Genomic DNA, 18,550 nt, shown 5'->3' on the forward strand with positions numbered 1-18,550 from the left:
AAGTCAAGAACAAACTATCCTGCAAGTGCCGCCTGCCGCAGCCGGCTGGCGCCGCGGTTATGGGCATGGCACACGGCGATGGCGAGTGCGTCGGCGGCGTCGTTGCCCTTGAACTCGACCTTGGGCATGAGGATCTTCAGCATCATGTGGATCTGCTGCTTCTCGCCATGACCGACGCCGATGACGGCTTTCTTGACCGCATTCGGGGCATATTCCGATACCGGCAGACCGGCGCGCGCCGGCACCAGCATGACGACGCCGCGCGCCTGGCCAAGCTTCAGCGTCGCCACCGCATCCTTGTTGACGAAGGTCTGCTCGACGGCTGCCTCGTCCGGCTGGTAGCTGTGAACGACTTCGGCAAGCCCGTCATGCAGCTGGCAAAGACGGGACGCCAGATCCATGTCGCCATCCGAGGTCACGGTTCCGGACGCCACGAAGCGCAGGGAATTGCCGAGCGTGTCGATGATCCCCCAGCCGGTGCGGCGCAGGCCCGGATCGATGCCGATGATGCGAATCGTATTTTGCATGGGTCAACCTATCTTTCAGGCCTGACATGTGCCAGCAAAATGTGAACAAAACAAAAACAAGGCACAGATTGCAATCGCCGGGACGACGCTGAAACCATCGTGACGAAATTGCGGCGACAGGGTTTGGAATGCGGCGGCCGCGCTCCTACATGTGGGAGCGACCCTCCCTTCAACCACGCAGGTTTCTTGCCATGGTTCCCTTTTCCATCCTTGATCTTTCGCCCGTTGCCGAAGGCAGCACCATCCGCCAGTCCTTCGACAGTTCGAGGCGCATGGCGCAGAAGGCGGAAGAGCTTGGCTACAACCGGTTCTGGCTCGCGGAGCATCACGGCATGCCTGGTGTCGCCAGCGCCGCGACATCGGTCGTCATCGGCCATATCGGCGCGGCGACCTCGCGCATCCGCATCGGCTCGGGCGGCGTCATGCTGCCGAACCATTCGCCCCTCGTCATCGCCGAGCAGTTCGGCACGCTGGAAGCCTTGTTTCCCGGCCGTGTCGATCTCGGCCTAGGCCGTGCGCCGGGCACGGACATGCGCACCGCACAAGCCCTGCGGCGCAACATGGAGGCCGGCGCGCAGAGCTTCCCTAACGATATCGTCGAGCTGCAGCACCTCTTCAGCCCCGCCGACGAAGGCCAGATCATTCTCGCCGTTCCCGGCCATGGCGCCAACGTGCCAATCTGGCTCCTCGGTTCCAGCCTTTACAGCGCCCATCTCGCCGCCATGCTCGGCCTGCCCTATGCCTTCGCTTCGCATTTCGCCCCGGACTCCCTGCTGGATGCCGTGGCCATCTACCGCGAGCGCTTCACGCCCTCGGCAACGCTCGACAAACCCTATGTCATGGTTGGCGCCATGGGCTCAGTGGCGGATACGGACGAGGAGGCGCAATATCACTTCACCTCCGCACAGCAGCAATTCGTCAACCTGCGCCGCAACGTGCGCGGCCCCTTCCCTCGTCCGCGCAAGGATATGGACGACTTCTGGACGCCGATGGAAAAGCTCAACGTCGAACATACGCTTCGCTACGCCGTGGTCGGCTCCCCCACGACGGCGGAAGCAAAGCTTTCGCAGTTCATCAAGGATACCGAGGCCGACGAAGTCATCATTTCGATGCCGATCCACGACATCGAGGCACGGCTGAAGTCGGTGGAGTTGTTCGCGACGCTGCCGAGCTTCAAGAAAGTGTCCTGATTTTCAGCGGCAGGAAGATTGCCCGGCCGGCCGCTCTTGTCGCTGCGGCTCGCCGGGCGATGGACGCGGCTCAGGAAACCAGCCTCGTCTTCCAGCGGCGCTGGATGAGCGTGTCCAGAGACAGCTTGCCGGCGCCGGCGACGATCAGCACGAACATCCCGCCGGCAATGGCCAGGTCCTTTTCGAAGTGCAGGACTTCGTTGTGGCTGGCGAAGTTCGTGTGAAAGAGCGTCGCCGTCAGCAGGCAGAACAGGCCGAGGCCGAATGCGGCAAGCCGGGTCATGAACCCGGCGGCAATGGCAATGCCGGCGGCAAGCTGCATCACGATGGTCGCGGTCGCGATGGGTGCGGCGACGCCGAGCTGGGCCATGGCCGACAGGGCGCTGTCGAAATGGCTGGCCAGCTCGACACCCTCCTCCAGAAAAAGCAGCGACAGCAACAAGCGCCCGAACAGCAAGGCCATGTCGGCGAGATTGACGAGAACGGTACTCTCCGTTTCGAATTCCATGATTTTTCCTCCACGCTAGAATTCGGATATTTCAAGCGTTTCTCCGGCGGCACTCCCGCAGGCCGAGCCGAGCGCAAGCGCCGCCGGAACCGGTTGGCGCCGGATCTCAGTTGCCACCCTTCGCGGCGATCGACTTGGTCAGATCCTCAAGCTCTTCGCATCCTGCCGGGCAAAGCTTCGTCAGCACCGCAAGCTGCTCGCGGGCCTTGGGCATGTCGCCGGTCTCGACATAGAGTTCGCCGAGATATTCGTGCGCGCCCTTGTGATCCGGCTGCAATTCCAGGGCCTTGGTATAGTAGGTCAGCGATGTCCGGAAGTCGCCGGTCTTGCGCAGGGTGAAGCCCATCAGGTTGTAGACGTCGGCCTGCTGGTGCTCCTCGGCGATGTCGCGAAGCTCGGCGAGCGCGCCGGCATAGTCCTTCGCGTCGATCTTGGCGCGCACCGAGGTCAGGTCCGGCGCGTCGGTCGATTCCATATTGTCGACCGCGAAGGCGATGCCCGCCGTGGCTGCCGGCAGGATGGTGACGGCGCACAGGCCGGCGATCCCGAAAATGGCATATTTGAACATGGTTCTGCTCCTCTGTGTGGCCCTTCAGGCCTGGATGGTGGGGGTGAATCCGTAGGCGTTGCCGTCCTTGACGAAGGTGCCGGAGCCCGGGAACGGGAAATGCGAGCCGCAGATCCTGATCTTGTCGGCAATGACGCGGTCGATCAGCTTGTGGCGGGTGCCGACGGCCATGGGGCCGTCCTGGTCGTAGCTGCCTTCCCATTCCGGATGGGGTGCGAGCAACGCCGGCACGTACATGATGTCGGCCGAAACCATAAGCTGCTCGTTGCCGCCATCGATGAGAAAGACCGAATGGCCCGGCGTGTGACCGTATGCGGCCAGCATGTGCACACCCGGCGCCACTTCCGCGCCATCGTCGACCAGCTTCCAGTTCTTCCATTTCGGGAAGACCGAGGCGATGCGCCGGCCGGCGTCCTTGCGGCCCTCCGCCAGCTTGTCGACACGGCCCGGATCGGTCCACCAATTGTATTCGACCGCGTTGACGATCAGCTCCGCATTCGGGAAGACAGGTGCATTCGTCCCCTTTTCCATCAGCCCCCAGACATGGTCCGGATGGAAATGCGAGATCATGATCGTATCGATCTTCCGGTAGTCGATGCCGGCCGCCGCCATGTTGGCCGGCAGATGCGTGGCGTTGGTCTGCCACTGCCCAACGCCCGAGCCGGCATCCATCATGATCTTCCGCCCGCCGATATCGAGAACGACGACGGTCAGCGGTATGGGCATGAAGTCCGTCGTCAGGCCGGCCTTGGAGAGAGCCTCCTTGGTATCGTCGACGGAGGCGTTCTTGATGAAGGCTGGGTCGTGCGGCTTGCGCCAGATACCGTCATAGACGGCCGTGACCTCGATCGAACCGACCTTGTATTTGTAGAAACCGACCGCCGGTTCCAGCGGCGTCGCGGCAAAGGCTTGCGGGATGAATTCCAGCTTCGACGACAGCCCGAAGGCTGCCGCAGCGGCGGCCGTGCCGAGCACGGCGCGGCGGGTCATATCAAACATCGCACTATCTCCTCAGGGTTATGGCTTTTGGGGCCAGGCGGAGGTCGCAACAGATGACGGCCATCCACTGAGGAAGAAGATCGGCGACGGCGGGCGCTTATTCCTCACCGCAAGAAGAATTCCCTCAAGCCATTGAAATAAATCGGCTTATTTTTGCAGCACCAGGTTGGACCGCCAAGACGACGGGTGCCTGAATTCGACATCCACGATTTTCTGCATCCGATCGGGAATAAAACCCGCGCGAGCGCGATCTAGCCTTTGAGGCAACATTGCAAGCACCGTATCCGAGGCCTACAGTCGGCATCGGCGTTTTGCGGGGATCATGATGACAGACGCCCGACTTATGAGTTCGATGACGCTCGGCGGCCAGTTCCACGCATGGACATGGCGCAAGCCGCGAAATACCGCGACGAGCAGGCTGGTGAAGCTGCTGGCTCGCCTGCGTCTCTTCATTGCCGAAGGGAAGCGGGGCAAGCACGCCGCCCTCATGACAATCGCTGAATCCGCGGCGAATGCCGCGCCATTGAAGCGTGCGGTCTCCTCTTCCGACGAGACGATGCGCCGCTTCCAGCACACCATCATCCCGCATCTGGACGCCGCCTATAATTTCGCACGTTTCTTGAGCCGGGACGCCGACGCCGCGCAGGACATCGTGCAGGAAGCGTTTCTGCGCGCCTATCGCGGCTTTGGCGGCTTTCGCGATGGCGACGCCCGTGCCTGGACCTTCACCATCGTCCGCAACTGCTATCATGCCTGGCTGCAGGAAGGCCGGCGAAAGACCCGTTACGAACAGCCGATGACCGATGAAAGGGAGCAGGACGAAGGCTCGCCGTCGCCCGATCCCGCTTCCGAGGAGGATACGCCGGAAGCGGCATTCATCCGCAAGTCGGAAACGCAGCGGGTGCGTGAGGTCATCAATGGGCTGCCCGACGTCATGCGCGAGGTGCTGGTCCTGCGCGAACTGGAAGATCTTTCCTACAAGGAAATCGCCGAGATCATCGATGCGCCGATCGGCACCGTCATGTCGCGCCTCGCCCGCGCCCGCCGCGATTTCGGCGAGATCTGGCGCAGTCTCGACGAGAATGAGGCGGCACGATGAGCGGCGGGGAGCGCGACGAGCATGGCGAATGGGCGGACCTGCTGCACGGCTTCATCGACGGCGAGCTCGACGCGGCCAATGCTGCACGGTTCGAGGCACATCTGGCGACCTGCCGCGACTGTGCCGACGAGATGGAGAATGCCTTGATGGTCAAGCGCCTTTCCGCACGCGAAGGCGTGAAATGGCAAGCGCCGGATGCCGTCCATGCACGCATCCAGGCGTCGCTCGCGCTGGAGCAGTCCATGCTGGCTCGCGCGGCGATGGCCACGCGCCGGACGGAAAGCCCATGGCAGCGCTTCTGGCGGTTCGTCCGCGAATGGAGCTTCGTTCCCTCGCTTGCCGTGCTGGCGGCGAGCCTCATGCTGGTGCTGAACGTGCCGCGGCAGAGCCAGACCATCGAGGACCAGCTTCTTGCCAGCCATGTCCGTTCGATGCTGGCCGATCATCTGACCGATGTGCTGACCTCCGACCAGCACACCGTCAAGCCATGGTTCGACGGCAAGATCGATTTTTCGCCGCCGGTGGTCGACCTCGCGGCTCAGGGCTTTCCGTTGGTCGGCGGCAGGGTGGATTATCTCGACGGCCGGGTGGTGGCGGCGCTGATCTATCGCCGGCACGGCCACATCATCAATCTCTTCATCTGGCCCGGCGCTTTGCAGGCGCGGGGCAATGCCGAGAAGGACGGCTACAATTTCGTCGAATGGCACGCGGACGGACTGGTCTTCTGGGCAATCTCCGATGTCGCCGCAGCCGATCTCGCCGCCTTCCGCGACGATTTCACGCGCGCAACAACTCCATGACGCAAAAAGCCGGTCGCATGGCTGCAGCCGGCTTTTCGATTGTGTGGGCAGATCAGGCCGAGAGCTTGGCCAGCACTTCTTCCGAGACTTCGAAGTTCGAATAGACGTTCTGAACGTCGTCGTCGTCTTCGAGGCTGTCGATGAGCTTCATCAGCGACAGGGCCTTTTCTTCGTCGACCGGCACGTTGTTCTGCGCACGCCAGATCGCCTTGACCGTTTCGGCTTCACCGAGCGTCGCTTCCAGCGCCTTGGCGACTTCGCCGAGGGTTTCGAAGGCGCAGATGATCACATGGCTTTCATCGTCGCTCTCGACGTCATCGGCACCGGCTTCGATCGCCGCTTCCATGACCTTGTCGGCATCGCCAGCTGAGGGCTTGTAGGTGATTTCGCCGACATGGTCGAAGGAGAAAGACACCGAACCGGTTTCGCCGAGCGCACCGCCGGCCTTCGTGAAGATCGAGCGGACGTTGGAAGCCGTACGGTTGCGGTTGTCGGTCAGCGCTTCGACGATGATCGCCGTGCCGCCTGGGCCGTAGCCTTCGTAACGGATCGCATCGTAATTCTCGGTATCGGCACCCGATGCCTTCTTGATGGCGCGGTCGATATTGTCCTTCGGCATCGACTGGGCCTTGGCGTTCTGGATCGCCAGGCGCAGGCTCGCGTTCATGGTCGGGTCAGGCAGGCCCGCCTTGGCGGCGACGGTGATTTCACGCGCCAGCTTCGAGAACATTTTCGAACGCACCGAGTCCTGACGACCCTTGCGGTGCATGATGTTTTTAAACTGTGAATGGCCAGCCATGGCACCCCTGTTCACGTCTTTTGTTGGGAATGGGCCGCCTTATAAGAGCGAAGCGGCCTTCATTCAAGTAAAAAGCCGGATAATGGCGATGGAGGACACTGCGCATCAAGGAGATCGCGGCGGCGGCCGCGACGATCAAAGCCCCTTCAGCACATAGATCAGCGGCTTGCGCGGCAGGGTCTTCACCGACACCGTGACGCTTGGCGTCGGCGCATAGCCGACATCGAAATCCGGGCCGAACAGGGCAAGGAACTGGTCGATCGGCGGGCCCCAGCGATGCATGGGCAGGATGAGCGAGGACCGAAGCCGCTTGACCACGCGGCTCATGCTGTCGGCCCCCATGGTCAGGCCGCCGTCGACCGGCACCATCACCACATCGAGCCGGCCGATCTCGGCATATTGCTGGTCGGTGAGTTCGAAATGCAGATGTCCCAGATGGCCGATGCAAAGCCCCGCCACCTCGAAGATGAAGATCGAATTGCCGTTGGCCTCGATGCCGCCGCCCCAAGAGCGAATGTCGGTGACGACATTGCGGATCAGCGTGTCGCCCACGGTCATACGGATCTTCGCGGGCTCTCCGGGCGTATCGCTCCAGCCGTGCAGCACATATCTGATCGCCGGATCGGGCGTCAGCGTATAATGGCTCGGATGCGCCTTGTTCATCGTCACGACTTCCGGCGTGTAGGGCGGCGGATAGGCGCCGCTGTAATCCGTGGCGATGGAAACACCGCCAGGCGTTTCGATGAAGAGCGTCGCATGGCCGAGAAACGTGATCTTCACGTCGCCATCGATGGGATCATTGGCAAGTGTGGGACCGGCGGGAGAAAAGCTGGCAAAACTCGCTTTGGGAAGAGATTGCGCGATCGCCTGACACTGGCTGGGTTGCGGGCGAACCGGCTTTTGCTGGGCATGCGCCACGCTCCAGCAGAAAATCATCGACAGGAAGAATGCGGCAAGAACAGGAAATCGCGGCATCATGCCACCCCCTCAAGCCCGACGGTGGCGGAAGGATGCGGCATGAGCGGACACAGGTCCAGCGGCAATCAGGCGCGATTGCTCACAATCGCGTCATCGAATGGCGATGATGAATTATCGTGCAGCGATCAGCGCCAGAAGTCCGGAATGGTCTCCGCAAGCCGAGGCCCCAGCCGCAGCGGCGCAATCTTTTCGGCCAATCCGGTGGCGTCGGAAATCTCGACGCCGACGCCGCAGATGGTGGCGGGCCCGGAAGCCGCTTCGAAACGGCCCTTCGGCATCTTCGAGATGAAGCGGTTCAGCGGCTCCTCCTTCTCCATGCCGAGCGAGGAATCGTAATCGCCGCACATGCCGGCATCCGACATGTAGGCGGTGCCGCCGTTCAGGATCTGCGCGTCCGCGGTCGGCACATGCGTATGCGTGCCGACGACGAAGCTGGCGCGGCCGTCGACGAAGTGGCCGAAGCACTGCTTTTCGCTGGTCGCTTCCGCATGAAAATCGAAGACGATGGCATCGGCCTGTTCCTTCAGCGGGCAGGCATCGAGGATGGCCTCGGCCGACTTGAAGGGATCGTCCAGCTCCGGATGCATGAAGACGCGGCCCATGATGTTGGCAACAAGGATACGGGCGCCGTTGCGGGCGTAGTAGAGGCCGGAACCTCGGCCGGGCGTGCCGGCCGGATAGTTGGCGGGGCGGAGAAACTGGTCGTGGCGCTCGCAGAAAACGACGGCTTCCTTCTGGTCCCAGACGTGGTTGCCTGTCGTTACGACATCGGCGCCGGCATTGATCGTTTCGAGGAATATATCCTCGGTGATGCCGAAGCCGCCGGCAGCGTTTTCGCCGTTGACGATGACGAAATCGAGCTTCAGGTCGGATACGAGCCCCGGCAGGCGGTTCCACACCGCGGTTCGTCCCGTCTTGCCGACCATGTCACCCAGAAAAAGCAGCCGCATTCGCTATCCAATCACTTCCGAAACGAAATTGAGTCCGCTCTCGGTCAAAATCGCGTCAAGACGGACATCATGCGGCTCAGCGGGTACTGATGGCACTTCTTGGCAATCGAATGCAATGCCGATCAGCCGCGGATTCAACCCTTTTTGATGCAGGCGGTCGATAGCGCGATCATAATAGCCGGCACCATAACCGATGCGATGGCCGGTGCTGTCGAAAGCGGAGAGCGGCACCAGCATGACATCCGGGTCCAGCTCCGCCGCGTCGGGTCCCGGCCCGAACGTTCCAAACCCGCACGGCACCAGCGGCGCCCCCGGCACGAGTTCCCTAAAGACGATCGTGCTGCGGTCGAGAATGACGGGAACGCAAAGCCGCGCGCCGCGCGTCCGCAGATGCGCCATCAACGGCCTTATATCCACCTCGGAACGGATCGGCAGGAAGCCGGATACGATGTCCCCCGCCCCGACCTCGATGCCATCGCCGCCGTGCGCGGCCATGGCGAGACCTTTTTCGATCCGGTCTTCGTCCGGAATGGCATCGCGTGCCGCCAGGCGCTCGTTGCGATATTGGGCTTTCAGTTCTTTGGGAGTCATCGGATCTTCGCGAAAATTCATAATATCACGAAAACATAATGAGCCGGCGGCCCATTGCAATGCGCGAAAGCGACATGCAGCGATCCTATGGCCGGGCCGGCATTATCAGCCGCCGCTCCGGACAATGGACAGCTTGCCTTCGCCGTTCACATGCGCGCGGACATTTTCATAGTTCAGCAACGATGAGTGATTGGTTTCGATGGGATGGGAATGGGTGGCGGTGATCACCATTACATCCGCGCCCGCCGCTTCGCCTGCCTTGATGCCGGCCATAACATCCTCGAACACCAGGCAATCCGAGGTGCGCAAACCAAGACGCTCCGCGCCAAGGATGTAGCCCTGCGGATCCGGCTTGCCGACCTTGACGTCCTCCGCGGTCACGATAAAGCGCGGCACCGGGATGCCGGCGGCGTCAAGCCGCGCCATCGCCAGGCGATATGGGGAGGATGTCACGATCGCCCAACGCTCCGGCGGCAGCGACGCCAGGAAATCGGCGGCGCCCGGCAGGGCGACCACGCCCTCGACATCGGCAATCTCCGCTTCCATGATGCCGGCCGACTCCGCAACCGGATCGACGCCGGGCAGGTTCAGCTGGCTGATCGTATCCACCCCGCGCTTGCCATGCATGGTCGGCATGAATTCTTCGACGTTCAGACCCTTGCTGCGAGCCCAATTGCCCCAGACGCGTTCGGCAGCCGCAATCGAGTTGATGATCGTGCCATCCATATCGAACAGGAAGCCGGAATAGGTCTTGGTGAAGGCGGAAGACAATGCTGAACCTTTCTGGACGTAAAAACGAGCGGCCGGGCGGATCGCGCCACTCGTAACAAATGCTTCCTCCGACTAACGTCAGCCGCGGCAAGAAGCAAATGATTGCTGGGCAACGGCCGCGGAATAAGCACTCCGTTCGCGCCGGCGAGACATGGACGGAAAAGGACCTTTCCTTGCGAAAAGGCCGCAGGAAGAGCCGCGCGCGGCACAAGCCGACCACGCGCGGAGTGCGTCGATTACTCGCCGAGGCGGCTCTTCAGACCATTGATGATATGGTTCGCCAGTGCCTCGTAGTCGTCGTCGAAATGATGGCCGCCATCCATGGCGATGACTTCGGCGCCGGTGCCGTTCAACAGCGGGCACGCCACATCCTCGTCGTCATCCTTGCCATAGACGCATTGCACCATCTTCGGATTGACCGACTTGAGATCGTTGACAGGATTGCCGCCCTTGCCTTCGCTCGAAGCGCCGAGCCAGCCCATGACCGAGATCACGTAGTCGACCTTCTGCGACAGCGACAACAGCGACATCTGGACGATCTTGTCCTTCTCCGGCTGCTTCAGGCGATTGTAGCTTGCCGGCAGCACATCGGCGCCGAAGGAATAGCCGACCAACACCACATGCTTGACCTTGAAGCGCTTGGTATAGAACTGGATGATCCGGGCGAGATCGTCGGCCGTCTGCTGCGGGTCCCGCTCCGACCAGAAGTAATGCAGGGAATCGACGCCCACGACCGGAATGCCCTGATCCTGCAGATAGCTGCCGACTTCCTTGTCGATGTCGCGCCAGCCGCCGTCGCCGGAATAGACGATCGCGAGCGTGTCCTCGGTCGGCGTGGTTTCCATGACGTCGACCGGCAGGCCGAGCGGCGACTTGGCGCTGTCGATTGATTTCATCAGGTCGGCAAGCGAAGCCTCGAGCGTCGCATAGGTATCCGCATTGTCCGAATCCGTCGACTGGACTTCGGGATGCTCCTTCTGGATCTCCTCGACATGGTCGCGTCCGTCCTTCGGTGCATTCGGCGTGAAGGTCACGAGGATCGGATTCGGCAGCGCGCCTTCCTGCAGGCCGAAGGACACCATGTCGCCATCGGTCTTCTTTTCGGCCGGCGTGCAGAGTTCCTGCTTCAGCCCGATGCCGGCGGCCGGATCGACGGCCAGCGTGCCGGCGACCGTCGCATCCGGCGTCTGGGCCGCGATCGTCAGCGCCATGGCTCCACCGGCGCCGACACCGGCGATGATGGGCAGCTGGTAGGTGCTGTCGGAAAACGAACGCTGCACCTGCTGGCTCAGCGATTCCAGGTCCGCGACGATGTAGATGCAGCCGTCGTTCTGGCTGACATCGTATTTGTTGAGCGAAGCCAGAAAGGACGGATAGTCGATGCCGATCACAAGCGAACCGTCGGCCACGAGCTTGTCGGCGACCGCCTTTTCCTTGTCGCCCCAGCCGGCAAGATCGGAAATCAGAACGACCTCGCTCGAAACCTTGCCTTGCGGGCGCATGATATGCGGCGCCGGGATCATGCCCAGATCGTATTTGGCATCGTCGGCTTCCGCCCGTGCCGGACCGGACATCAACAGGCCCGTCGACACCATGCATGCGAAAGCCAATGACATTGCGTATTTCAAGATCATTTCCTCACGACCCCCTTAAGTCCGCCTCCGATGAGGAATGTGGCATCCATCAACGCGATCATTGGACTGACACCTCCCGAGACAGCCAGATAGCGCGGCTGCCATTCGGGATGGAACTTGGATTTGAAGGCACGAAGCCCTTTGAAATTGTAGAAGCGCTCGCCGTGCTCGAAGACAGTCCCACCGACCCTGTCCCAAACCGGCGCCGATTCCCGTCTCGACATGCCCGACAGCGGCGCCATGCCGAGGTTGAAGCGCTGAAAGCCCTGGCTCTTCAGGTATTCGAGGATCTGCACGAACAGAAAATCCATCGAACCCTTCGGGGCATCGGGCGAAAAACGCATCAGGTCGACGGAACCCTCTTCCCTGGTTTCCGTCATCAGGATATTCGCAAAAGCGACGATCTTACCATCCTTTTTCAACACGCCGATCGGCTGTGAGCACACATAGTCCGGATCGAACGCGCCGAGAGAGAAGCTCTTTTCCTTGGCATTGTGATCGGCAAGCCATGTGTCGGACACATGGGCAAGCTCATCCATGACTTCGGGTATATCTTGAAGCTCGATAACGGCAAATTCTAGTCCATCGCGAACCGCTCGGCTCGCGGTCTGCCGCAGGTTGGCCCATTTGCCGCCTTTCAGCTCGAAATTGGCAAGGTTGACCACGGCCAGTTCACCGAGCTTGAAGGCGCGAAGACCGGCATCGGCGCAGTAGGACAGAAGCGCCGGCGAGATCTGGTAGAAGACCGAGCGGCAACCCGCCGCCCGCGCCGCCTCGACAAAACGCCAGATGAGATCGGGCAGCGCCTGACGCGGACCGACAGGGTCGAACAATGCGATCCACGAGCGGCCCTGCTTGCCGTACATGATGAAGGCATCGCCCTTTTCCGAGAACATGATGTTCTTGTCGCCCATGCGCACCAGATTGGCATCGGCGATGCCTTGCCTGCGGACGATCTCGACGGCACGCGTCACCGCATCGTCGGACACCGGCTCCAGCCGCTTCGTCGCGGGGCGCAAAAGGCTGAAGATCGCGATCGCCGACGACAGGATGGAAATGCCGAGCGCTGCGCGAAGGCCGCGCGGCGCCTCGTCGGCGAATTCGAACTGCCACCAAAGCTCGTTGCTGTAGCCGACATCGCGATAGACGAAGAACAGGACGACGATGGCGCCGATGCAGATCACCGCGATGGCCGTCAGCCAGCCGGCCGTCAGCGTCTGGTTGAGCAGCGATGCCGGCCTCCTGAACAACCGGCGGCTGACGACAAGGCTGAAGACGAAGAAGGCGAGCAGGCCGGCCTCGACGATGGCGATGGCCTTCACGAGCGACAGGAACAGGGCCAGCAGCGCGGAGAAGGTCGAGACCCACCAGGCGCCGTCGAGACGCTGGCTGAGGCCGCGCGCCGCCACGATGATCGCCAGCCCGAGAAGGCTCGAGAGGAAATGCGCGCTTTCGACGAGCGGCAACGGCAGGTAGCCGGAGAGCACGATCAGGTTCTGGTCCGGCGTCGGCGTCACGCTCGAGAACACCAGCATCATGCCGAGCAGCAGCGCGAAGGCCGACAGCAGTTGCGGCATGACGCGGGCGCCGATGCGGCGCATGCTCGACGCCACCGGATGGTCGACGAAACGGCGCAGCTCCGCCACCGAGATCGCCGCGATCGCGATGACCAGCGGGATGACGTTGTAGATGACGCGATAGAGGACCAGCGAGCTCAGCACCGCATCGGCGTTCACCGAGCTGCCGAGCCAGGCGATGATGATCGTCTCGAAGACGCCGAAGCCGGCCGGAACGTGGCTGAGCACGCCAAGGCCGACGGCGATGGCATAGATGGCAAAGAAGCCCGGCCAACCGATGGACGATTCCGGCAGCAGCACATAGAGCACGGAGGCCGAGGCGGCGATATCGAATGCGGTGACGAGGAATTGCCGCGACCAGGTGCGCGAATCCGGCAGACGGACGGCAATCGGTCCGATGCGCACCTCCCGGCCGTTACGCCCGGCATAGACGACGAAAGCCAGCGCCGCGAGGATGACGATGGCAACCAGCCGCAGCCAGAAACCATCGACGTTGATCAATGGGCCGATCTCATCGGCGATGACCAGGAGCGCGATGGCGCCGACGGCGGCAAGGCCGAGACCGAAGGCGAGCGTGACGAAGGCGATGACGCGGGTGATGTCGTCGGGCGACAAGCCAAGCCGGGTATAGGCGCGATAGCGGATTGCGCCGGCGCTGAGCGCGCCGAAGCCGGCCGTGTTGCCAACCGCATAGGAGCTGAACGAGGTCAGCGCCACATGCGGGAACGGCAGTTTCTTGCCGATATATTCGAGCGCGTTCTGGTCGTAGAAGATCAGGGAGGCAAAGCTCAGGCCGGTAAAGAGCAGCGCGAGCAGCACGGAAGAGATCTTCGTCGTGGTCAACGCGTGCACGACGTCGTCGTAACGTACCTCGTTGGTCAGGTCGAAGATCGCATAGGCGGCAATACTGAAGACCGCCACGGTGAGAAGAGCAACGATCAGGGCGCGATAGCGGTTCAGCAGACCGACGACGCCGCCCCGCTCCTCCAGCTCCTCATCAGCATTTTCCAGATCGATTGGGCTCGGCATGCTCTACCTGTTTATATTGATCTTCGCTGGTTCCGATGGTCCGGACGTCCAGTAATATCGGCGACGCGTCTTCGTGTTGCGATATACGCTTCTTTCGACGGGCCCGTTGTGACGCGCGTCCCATCATTCTCAATTTAGGCAATTTTGGCGCAGGCCCCGTTCCGCCGGCAATGAATCTGTTTTTATTGAAAGGATTTTGTCATTCACCCGGCTTTTAAGCTTATCCACACACAAAAATGACCTTCCCATGTTGCGTTCAGCGCAGCCCGGTCAGGACGTCGCGACTCGGTCTTCTTGCCTTGCGGATGCGGAAAACCCGTGCGGCGCGCAGCATCGGCAAAACGATTTCGAACGGAAGTGACGCATCCCCTACGATCATCTCGCCCCCACCACAACGCTAAATAGACCACACCCCGGCTCGATCAATCAAGTGTTCCGATAGCAACGATGCCGAAGACTTCGAACGTGTCCGGCTTCAGGAAACGGATAAGCCCGGCAAGGGCGTTCTTGCCGGGCCTTGGTGGGATTGGGCGAATGCAGGGATCAGACGCCCGATGGGCGATCGATGCCCGAGGCACCGCGTCAGAGCCTCAACGATCCGGCGCCTCCGCCGGCTCGCCGCGCATTTCGCTCAGGAAGAAGCCTTCGCGCAGGTTGATGCCGTATTCGACGAAGGCCTTCATGCAGCAGAGCATCTGCGTCCACCCCTCGCAATTCAGATAGGTGCCGCGGCGGCCGGCCTCATCCTCTCGCCAGCCGGTTTCCTCGATGATGAGAAGCGTGCCGCCATCGTCCAGGGCGTCGAAGGTCATCTCCACCTTGGTCCTGTAGCGAACGCCGTCCTCGCCGGTGCCGCCTTCCCAGTGAAAGACGATGCGCCTGTTTTCCTCGACCTGGTTGACCTCGACGGGCGCATTCTTCCACCAGACGACCGTCGTCCCCGCCACCAGCGGCGCGCTCGCCCCGCCGACGGTGGTGAAATAGCTCGAAAGCTTCTTCGGGTTGACGACCGCATCGAAGACTTCGTCGACCTTGCGGCCGATCCGTCCTGAAATCCGAACATTCAATGCCATGGCATCTCCTCCGTTGTTTGTCGCATCGCTCCATTGCGACCGGCCCCATTATGTTATAAAAACATAACATGTCAAACGAATCGAAAAGCGACCTCATTTTCAAGGCTCTTGCGCATCGTCGCCGGCGCGAGATTCTGGACATGCTGAAGGATGCGCCGCGAACGACCGGCATGCTCTGCGAAGCCTTCACGGACATGGATCGCTGCACCGTCATGCAGCATCTGAAAGTGCTGGAGGAGGCCGATCTCGTGATCGCAAAGAGGGACGGACGCGAGCGCTGGAACCACCTGAACAGCCTGCCGATCAAGCAGATCCACGACCGCTGGATCAGCGCCTACGCCGGCCATGCGCTATCCATTCTCGATCAATTGAAGAACGATCTGGAAGGCTGAAAAGAGAGGAAGGGATGGTAGCGACCGGCGGAAACCGCCGTCAGGCCTTAACGTCCCGGCGCAGCAATTGCTTCAGCTTGTCGCTCGTTCCGTCCTCGTCGAGCGGCGTATAGACCACCAGCTTCATGTCGGCGCGATCCATGACGGCAAGCGCGGTATATTCGAAGGTCATCAGCCCGCCTTCGGGATGGCGCAGGCGCTTGTGACCGGTCAGCGGCCGCAACACATCCTGTCTCGGCCACCAGGCGCGAAACTCGGGGCTGGACTGGGTCAGGGTGGCGATCAACCGCTCGAAATCCGGATCGCCGGCGTAGCGGGCACTGTCGGCGCGGAACATCGCGAGCGAATTCGCCGCCACGATCTCCCAATCGACGAGAAGCTGCCGGTGGGCAGGATCGGTAAACACCCGATGGACGCTGTTGCGCGCATCGCCCTGCAGCAAGGCGTAATCGCCGAAAAGCGCGACAGCCGCCGCATTCCAGGCGAGCACGTCCCAACGTCGGCCGAGAACATAGGCCGGCTGCCCGGCAAGGCTCGCAAGCATCCGCCGCAATGCGTCCGGCACATCCTCGGGCCCGCGCGACGGAACCTCCGCCGTCGGCCGATCGCTGAGGGTGAAGAGATGCCGGCGCTCGGCCGGATCGAGGCGTAGCGCGTCGGCAAGCGCCGACAGAACCTCCGCGGAGGGGCGGACATCCCGCCCTTGTTCCAGCCATGTGTACCAGGTGGTGCCGACGCCGGCGAGAAGCGCCACTTCCTCGCGCCTGAGCCCCGGCGTGCGCCGCCGAAACCCTTCCGCGAGCCCGACGCCTGCAGGCGTCAGCTTTTCGCGGCGGGAACGCAGGAAAGCGCCGAACTCGCGACGCCTGGCTTCGAGAATGGTCTGGGTCTGATTGATGGTCATGGCTTATCATAGCAGGATCAATACTAGGATAAAGTCAGAACTGTTTGCCGCCTCCGCAAGCTGCCAAATATCGCCATGCAGACAACAGAGAGGCGGTTTCGATGGATATGAGCGACAGAACGGTCCTGATCACAGGCTCGACGGATGGCGTCGGCCGCCGGGTTGCGGAAAGGCTGGCGACGACGGGTGCCACGGTGCTGGTTCACGGCCGCAACAAGGTCCGCGCCGAAGATCTGGCCTCCGGCATCCGCGACAATGGCGGGAAAGCAGCGGTCTATCTTGCCGACTTCTCCTCGCTGGACGAGGTCCGCGCCCTGGCCAATGCCATTGAACGCGATCACTCTCGCCTCGACCTCCTGATCAACAATGCCGGCATCGGTACGGGCGGCGATGCTGGACGCCGGACAAGCCGCGACGGATACGAGCTGCGCTTTGCGGTGAACTATCTCGCGGGCTTCCTGTTGACCGGCCGCCTGCTGCCGCTGCTGACAGCGAGCGCTCCCGCCCGCATCGTCAACGTTTCGTCCGCCGGCCAGCAGGCGGTCGACTTCTCCGACATCATGTTGACGCACGGCTATAGCGGTATGCGCGCCTATTGCCAGAGCAAATTGGCACAGATCATGTTCACCTTCGATCTCGCCGCGCAGTTGGCCGGCTCCGGCGTCACCGTCAATTGCCTGCACCCGGCAACCTACATGGACACGACCATGGTGCGCCAGGCGGGTGTCGCACCGCTGAGTTCCGTCGATCAAGGCGCCGACGCCATCCTCAATCTCGCCGTCTGCAACGCCTTGGAAGGGCAGAGCGGCCTCTATTACGACGGCCTGCGTCCCTCCCGCGCCGCCGCCCAGGCTTATGACGCATCCGCGCGGCAGCGTCTGCGAATACTCAGCGAAAGCCTCACCGGCCTCGCCTGAGCACGAACGTCCCTACTCCCATCTCAGCCTCAGAAAGGAGACACCCATGTCGTCTCAGCATGTCGTTATCATCGGCGGTTCCTCCGGCATCGGCCTTGCCGCGGCCGCCCACCTTCTCGAAAAAGGATATCGGGTCACGATCACGGGTCGCGACGCGGCGAAACTTCAGGCAGCCGCACAGAGCCTCGACGGCGATGTCGCCACCGTGACCATGGATGCGGCCGACCTTGCCGGCCTTGGCAAAGCCTTCCAGGCGATTGGGCCGCTCGACCATCTCGTCCTGGCGCTCGGTGGCGGACATGGGGCCGGTCCCTTCGCCACCGTCGACCTTGCCGATGTCAGAAGAGGCTTCGAACAGAAGACGCTGGCGCATTTCGCCTGTGCCCAGGCTTGCCTTCCCCATCTCTCCAAACAGGGAAGCATCACCTTCGTCTCCGCCGTCTCGGCGCAGGCGGCCATGCCCGGAACCGCCGGGCTTGGGGCCATCAATGCCGCGATTGCCGCTCTGGCGCCGATTCTCGCGGTCGAACTCAAGCCTGTCCGGGTGAACTGCGTTTCGCCCGGCGTCGTCGATACCCCCTGGTGGGATTTCCTGACCGCGGAACAGAAAGAGCCGACCTTTGCCGGCTTCGCGGCACGCACACCGGTCGGCCGCGTGGGCAGCTCGCAGGAGATCGCCGACGCCATCGCCTTCCTGATCGGCAACGGCTTTACCAGCGGTCACACGCTGATCTGCGACGGCGGCATCCGCCTCGGCCAATGATTCCCAGCGCCATTGCCGGCGATACCGGCAATGGCGCCTCTAGCCGTTTCGGGCATCCGCCTGAAGCTGCGTGAGGATTTCGATCAGTTTCGGCGCCATGTCGCGGATCTCGACCAGATGGATCGAACTGAGCCGCTGGAGAACCTCCTCGGATTTCTCCGTCAATCGCAGGGTCTGCCGCCGCTTGTCCGTGGGATCGGGATGCCGGGTCACATAGTCGCCGTCGATCAATCGCCCGACCAGTTCCGTCGCCGTATGCGGCGCAATCAGCAGCTTTTCCGCCAACATGCCGATCGTCATCGCCTCACCGGCGCCGTTCCCCTTGATGGCGAGCAGCGCCTGATGCTGCTGTGGCGGCAGGCCTGCCTCGTGCGCCGCCGAGGTGCTGAAATCCATGAACTTGCGCAGGGTATAGCGCAAGGTCGCCAGCGCCTCGTAATCCGCCTGGGATAGGGTTTTATCCAAACGTCGCACCATCAAA

At 62.2% G+C, this 18,550-nt stretch carries 20 protein-coding genes; 6 read left to right on the plus strand and 14 right to left on the minus strand.

The window, feature by feature from the left end:
* Positions 1-14: 14 nt before the first annotated feature.
* Positions 15-527 carry a crossover junction endodeoxyribonuclease RuvC gene (gene ruvC / locus GR212_RS11335; protein WP_004117339.1) on the minus strand — a complete coding sequence of 171 codons (513 nt, stop codon included), beginning with the start codon at positions 525-527 and terminating at the stop codon, positions 15-17.
* A gap of 191 nt (positions 528-718) precedes the next feature.
* On the opposite strand from ruvC, the gene GR212_RS11340 reads away from it, so the two are divergent.
* The gene (locus GR212_RS11340; protein ID WP_163986611.1) at positions 719-1,717 is read left to right on the plus strand and encodes an LLM class flavin-dependent oxidoreductase; all 999 of its coding nucleotides are present in this window, start codon (positions 719-721) and stop codon (positions 1,715-1,717) included.
* A 70-nt stretch (positions 1,718-1,787) separates the two neighbouring features.
* On the opposite strand, the gene GR212_RS11345 is transcribed toward GR212_RS11340, so the two are convergent.
* The 3 genes from GR212_RS11345 to GR212_RS11355 form a co-directional block, all read right to left on the minus strand.
* Complete coding sequence (locus GR212_RS11345; RefSeq protein ID WP_163986612.1) at positions 1,788-2,225, minus strand: DoxX family protein; 438 nt, start codon at positions 2,223-2,225, stop codon at positions 1,788-1,790.
* Positions 2,226-2,331: 106 nt separating this feature from the next.
* Entirely contained in the window at positions 2,332-2,793 is a 462-nt protein-coding gene (locus GR212_RS11350) for a tetratricopeptide repeat protein (RefSeq protein WP_163986614.1), read from the minus strand.
* Between the two features lie 24 nt (positions 2,794-2,817).
* Entirely contained in the window at positions 2,818-3,792 is a 975-nt protein-coding gene (locus GR212_RS11355) for an MBL fold metallo-hydrolase (protein WP_163986616.1), read from the minus strand.
* Positions 3,793-4,135: 343 nt separating this feature from the next.
* Here GR212_RS11355 and GR212_RS11360 point away from each other — a divergent pair, with 343 nt between their 5' ends.
* On the plus strand, positions 4,136-4,891 hold the full coding sequence (locus GR212_RS11360; RefSeq protein ID WP_163986939.1) for a sigma-70 family RNA polymerase sigma factor: 756 nt from the start codon (positions 4,136-4,138) through the stop codon (positions 4,889-4,891).
* A complete protein-coding gene (locus GR212_RS11365; RefSeq protein WP_163986617.1) occupies positions 4,888-5,691 on the plus strand; it encodes an anti-sigma factor family protein in 804 nt (267 codons plus the stop codon). Before GR212_RS11360 ends, GR212_RS11365 begins: the two co-directional genes overlap by 4 nt.
* A 52-nt stretch (positions 5,692-5,743) precedes the next feature.
* On the opposite strand, the gene GR212_RS11370 is transcribed toward GR212_RS11365, so the two are convergent.
* The 8 genes from GR212_RS11370 to GR212_RS11405 form a co-directional block, all read right to left on the minus strand.
* Positions 5,744-6,490 carry a YebC/PmpR family DNA-binding transcriptional regulator gene (locus GR212_RS11370; protein ID WP_163986619.1) on the minus strand — a complete coding sequence of 249 codons (747 nt, stop codon included), beginning with the start codon at positions 6,488-6,490 and terminating at the stop codon, positions 5,744-5,746.
* 135 nt (positions 6,491-6,625) lie between these two features.
* Complete coding sequence (locus GR212_RS11375; RefSeq protein ID WP_163986620.1) at positions 6,626-7,468, minus strand: MBL fold metallo-hydrolase; 843 nt, start codon at positions 7,466-7,468, stop codon at positions 6,626-6,628.
* Between the two features lie 125 nt (positions 7,469-7,593).
* Entirely contained in the window at positions 7,594-8,418 is an 825-nt protein-coding gene (locus tag GR212_RS11380) for a TIGR00282 family metallophosphoesterase (protein ID WP_163986622.1), read from the minus strand.
* A gap of 3 nt (positions 8,419-8,421) precedes the next feature.
* Positions 8,422-9,009 carry a 5-formyltetrahydrofolate cyclo-ligase gene (locus GR212_RS11385; RefSeq protein ID WP_163986940.1) on the minus strand — a complete coding sequence of 196 codons (588 nt, stop codon included), beginning with the start codon at positions 9,007-9,009 and terminating at the stop codon, positions 8,422-8,424.
* A gap of 105 nt (positions 9,010-9,114) precedes the next feature.
* On the minus strand, positions 9,115-9,780 hold the full coding sequence (locus tag GR212_RS11390) for an HAD family hydrolase (protein ID WP_348643459.1): 666 nt from the start codon (positions 9,778-9,780) through the stop codon (positions 9,115-9,117).
* A 236-nt stretch (positions 9,781-10,016) separates the two neighbouring features.
* A complete protein-coding gene (locus GR212_RS11395) occupies positions 10,017-11,414 on the minus strand; it encodes a virulence factor (RefSeq protein ID WP_163986624.1) in 1,398 nt (465 codons plus the stop codon).
* Positions 11,411-14,020, minus strand: coding sequence for a bifunctional lysylphosphatidylglycerol flippase/synthetase MprF (mprF, locus tag GR212_RS11400; RefSeq protein WP_163986625.1), 2,610 nt, complete (start codon positions 14,018-14,020; stop codon positions 11,411-11,413). Before mprF ends, GR212_RS11395 begins: the two co-directional genes overlap by 4 nt.
* A 590-nt stretch (positions 14,021-14,610) precedes the next feature.
* Positions 14,611-15,093 (minus strand): SRPBCC domain-containing protein, encoded by a 483-nt coding sequence (locus tag GR212_RS11405; protein WP_163986626.1) that lies wholly within the window; start codon positions 15,091-15,093, stop codon positions 14,611-14,613.
* 68 nt (positions 15,094-15,161) lie between these two features.
* On the opposite strand from GR212_RS11405, the gene GR212_RS11410 reads away from it, so the two are divergent.
* Positions 15,162-15,485 (plus strand): ArsR/SmtB family transcription factor, encoded by a 324-nt coding sequence (locus GR212_RS11410; RefSeq protein ID WP_163986627.1) that lies wholly within the window; start codon positions 15,162-15,164, stop codon positions 15,483-15,485.
* Positions 15,486-15,525: 40 nt separating this feature from the next.
* Here the strand turns inward: GR212_RS11410 and GR212_RS11415 are convergent, their stop codons facing one another.
* Positions 15,526-16,389 (minus strand): helix-turn-helix transcriptional regulator, encoded by an 864-nt coding sequence (locus GR212_RS11415; RefSeq protein ID WP_163986629.1) that lies wholly within the window; start codon positions 16,387-16,389, stop codon positions 15,526-15,528.
* Between the two features lie 101 nt (positions 16,390-16,490).
* Here GR212_RS11415 and GR212_RS11420 point away from each other — a divergent pair, with 101 nt between their 5' ends.
* Together GR212_RS11420 and GR212_RS11425 are read left to right on the plus strand one after the other, a co-directional pair.
* Positions 16,491-17,306: an SDR family NAD(P)-dependent oxidoreductase gene (locus tag GR212_RS11420; protein WP_163986631.1), complete on the plus strand. Its 816-nt coding sequence runs from the start codon at positions 16,491-16,493 to the stop codon at positions 17,304-17,306.
* A gap of 46 nt (positions 17,307-17,352) precedes the next feature.
* The gene (locus tag GR212_RS11425) at positions 17,353-18,069 is read left to right on the plus strand and encodes an SDR family oxidoreductase (protein WP_163986633.1); all 717 of its coding nucleotides are present in this window, start codon (positions 17,353-17,355) and stop codon (positions 18,067-18,069) included.
* Positions 18,070-18,108: 39 nt separating this feature from the next.
* On the opposite strand, the gene GR212_RS11430 is transcribed toward GR212_RS11425, so the two are convergent.
* Entirely contained in the window at positions 18,109-18,546 is a 438-nt protein-coding gene (locus GR212_RS11430) for a MarR family winged helix-turn-helix transcriptional regulator (RefSeq protein ID WP_163986635.1), read from the minus strand.
* Between the last annotated feature and the right edge of the window lie 4 nt (positions 18,547-18,550).

The sequence above is a fragment of the Martinezella lusitana genome, assembly GCF_010668395.1.
Classification (GTDB): Bacteria; Pseudomonadota; Alphaproteobacteria; order Rhizobiales; family Rhizobiaceae; genus Rhizobium; species Rhizobium lusitanum_A.

Coding starts and splice junctions, on each gene's coding strand:
- ruvC (WP_004117339.1), bottom strand. CDS start 527: ATGCAAAATACGATTCGCATCATCGGCATCGATCCGGGCCTGCGCCGC.
- GR212_RS11340 (WP_163986611.1), top strand. CDS start 719: ATGGTTCCCTTTTCCATCCTTGATCTTTCGCCCGTTGCCGAAGGCAGC.
- GR212_RS11345 (WP_163986612.1), bottom strand. CDS start 2,225: ATGGAATTCGAAACGGAGAGTACCGTTCTCGTCAATCTCGCCGACATG.
- GR212_RS11350 (WP_163986614.1), bottom strand. CDS start 2,793: ATGTTCAAATATGCCATTTTCGGGATCGCCGGCCTGTGCGCCGTCACC.
- GR212_RS11355 (WP_163986616.1), bottom strand. CDS start 3,792: ATGTTTGATATGACCCGCCGCGCCGTGCTCGGCACGGCCGCCGCTGCG.
- GR212_RS11360 (WP_163986939.1), top strand. CDS start 4,136: ATGAGTTCGATGACGCTCGGCGGCCAGTTCCACGCATGGACATGGCGC.
- GR212_RS11365 (WP_163986617.1), top strand. CDS start 4,888: ATGAGCGGCGGGGAGCGCGACGAGCATGGCGAATGGGCGGACCTGCTG.
- GR212_RS11370 (WP_163986619.1), bottom strand. CDS start 6,490: ATGGCTGGCCATTCACAGTTTAAAAACATCATGCACCGCAAGGGTCGT.
- GR212_RS11375 (WP_163986620.1), bottom strand. CDS start 7,468: ATGATGCCGCGATTTCCTGTTCTTGCCGCATTCTTCCTGTCGATGATT.
- GR212_RS11380 (WP_163986622.1), bottom strand. CDS start 8,418: ATGCGGCTGCTTTTTCTGGGTGACATGGTCGGCAAGACGGGACGAACC.
- GR212_RS11385 (WP_163986940.1), bottom strand. CDS start 9,009: ATGACTCCCAAAGAACTGAAAGCCCAATATCGCAACGAGCGCCTGGCG.
- GR212_RS11395 (WP_163986624.1), bottom strand. CDS start 11,414: ATGATCTTGAAATACGCAATGTCATTGGCTTTCGCATGCATGGTGTCG.
- mprF (WP_163986625.1), bottom strand. CDS start 14,020: ATGCCGAGCCCAATCGATCTGGAAAATGCTGATGAGGAGCTGGAGGAG.
- GR212_RS11405 (WP_163986626.1), bottom strand. CDS start 15,093: ATGGCATTGAATGTTCGGATTTCAGGACGGATCGGCCGCAAGGTCGAC.
- GR212_RS11410 (WP_163986627.1), top strand. CDS start 15,162: ATGTCAAACGAATCGAAAAGCGACCTCATTTTCAAGGCTCTTGCGCAT.
- GR212_RS11415 (WP_163986629.1), bottom strand. CDS start 16,389: ATGACCATCAATCAGACCCAGACCATTCTCGAAGCCAGGCGTCGCGAG.
- GR212_RS11420 (WP_163986631.1), top strand. CDS start 16,491: ATGGATATGAGCGACAGAACGGTCCTGATCACAGGCTCGACGGATGGC.
- GR212_RS11425 (WP_163986633.1), top strand. CDS start 17,353: ATGTCGTCTCAGCATGTCGTTATCATCGGCGGTTCCTCCGGCATCGGC.
- GR212_RS11430 (WP_163986635.1), bottom strand. CDS start 18,546: ATGGTGCGACGTTTGGATAAAACCCTATCCCAGGCGGATTACGAGGCG.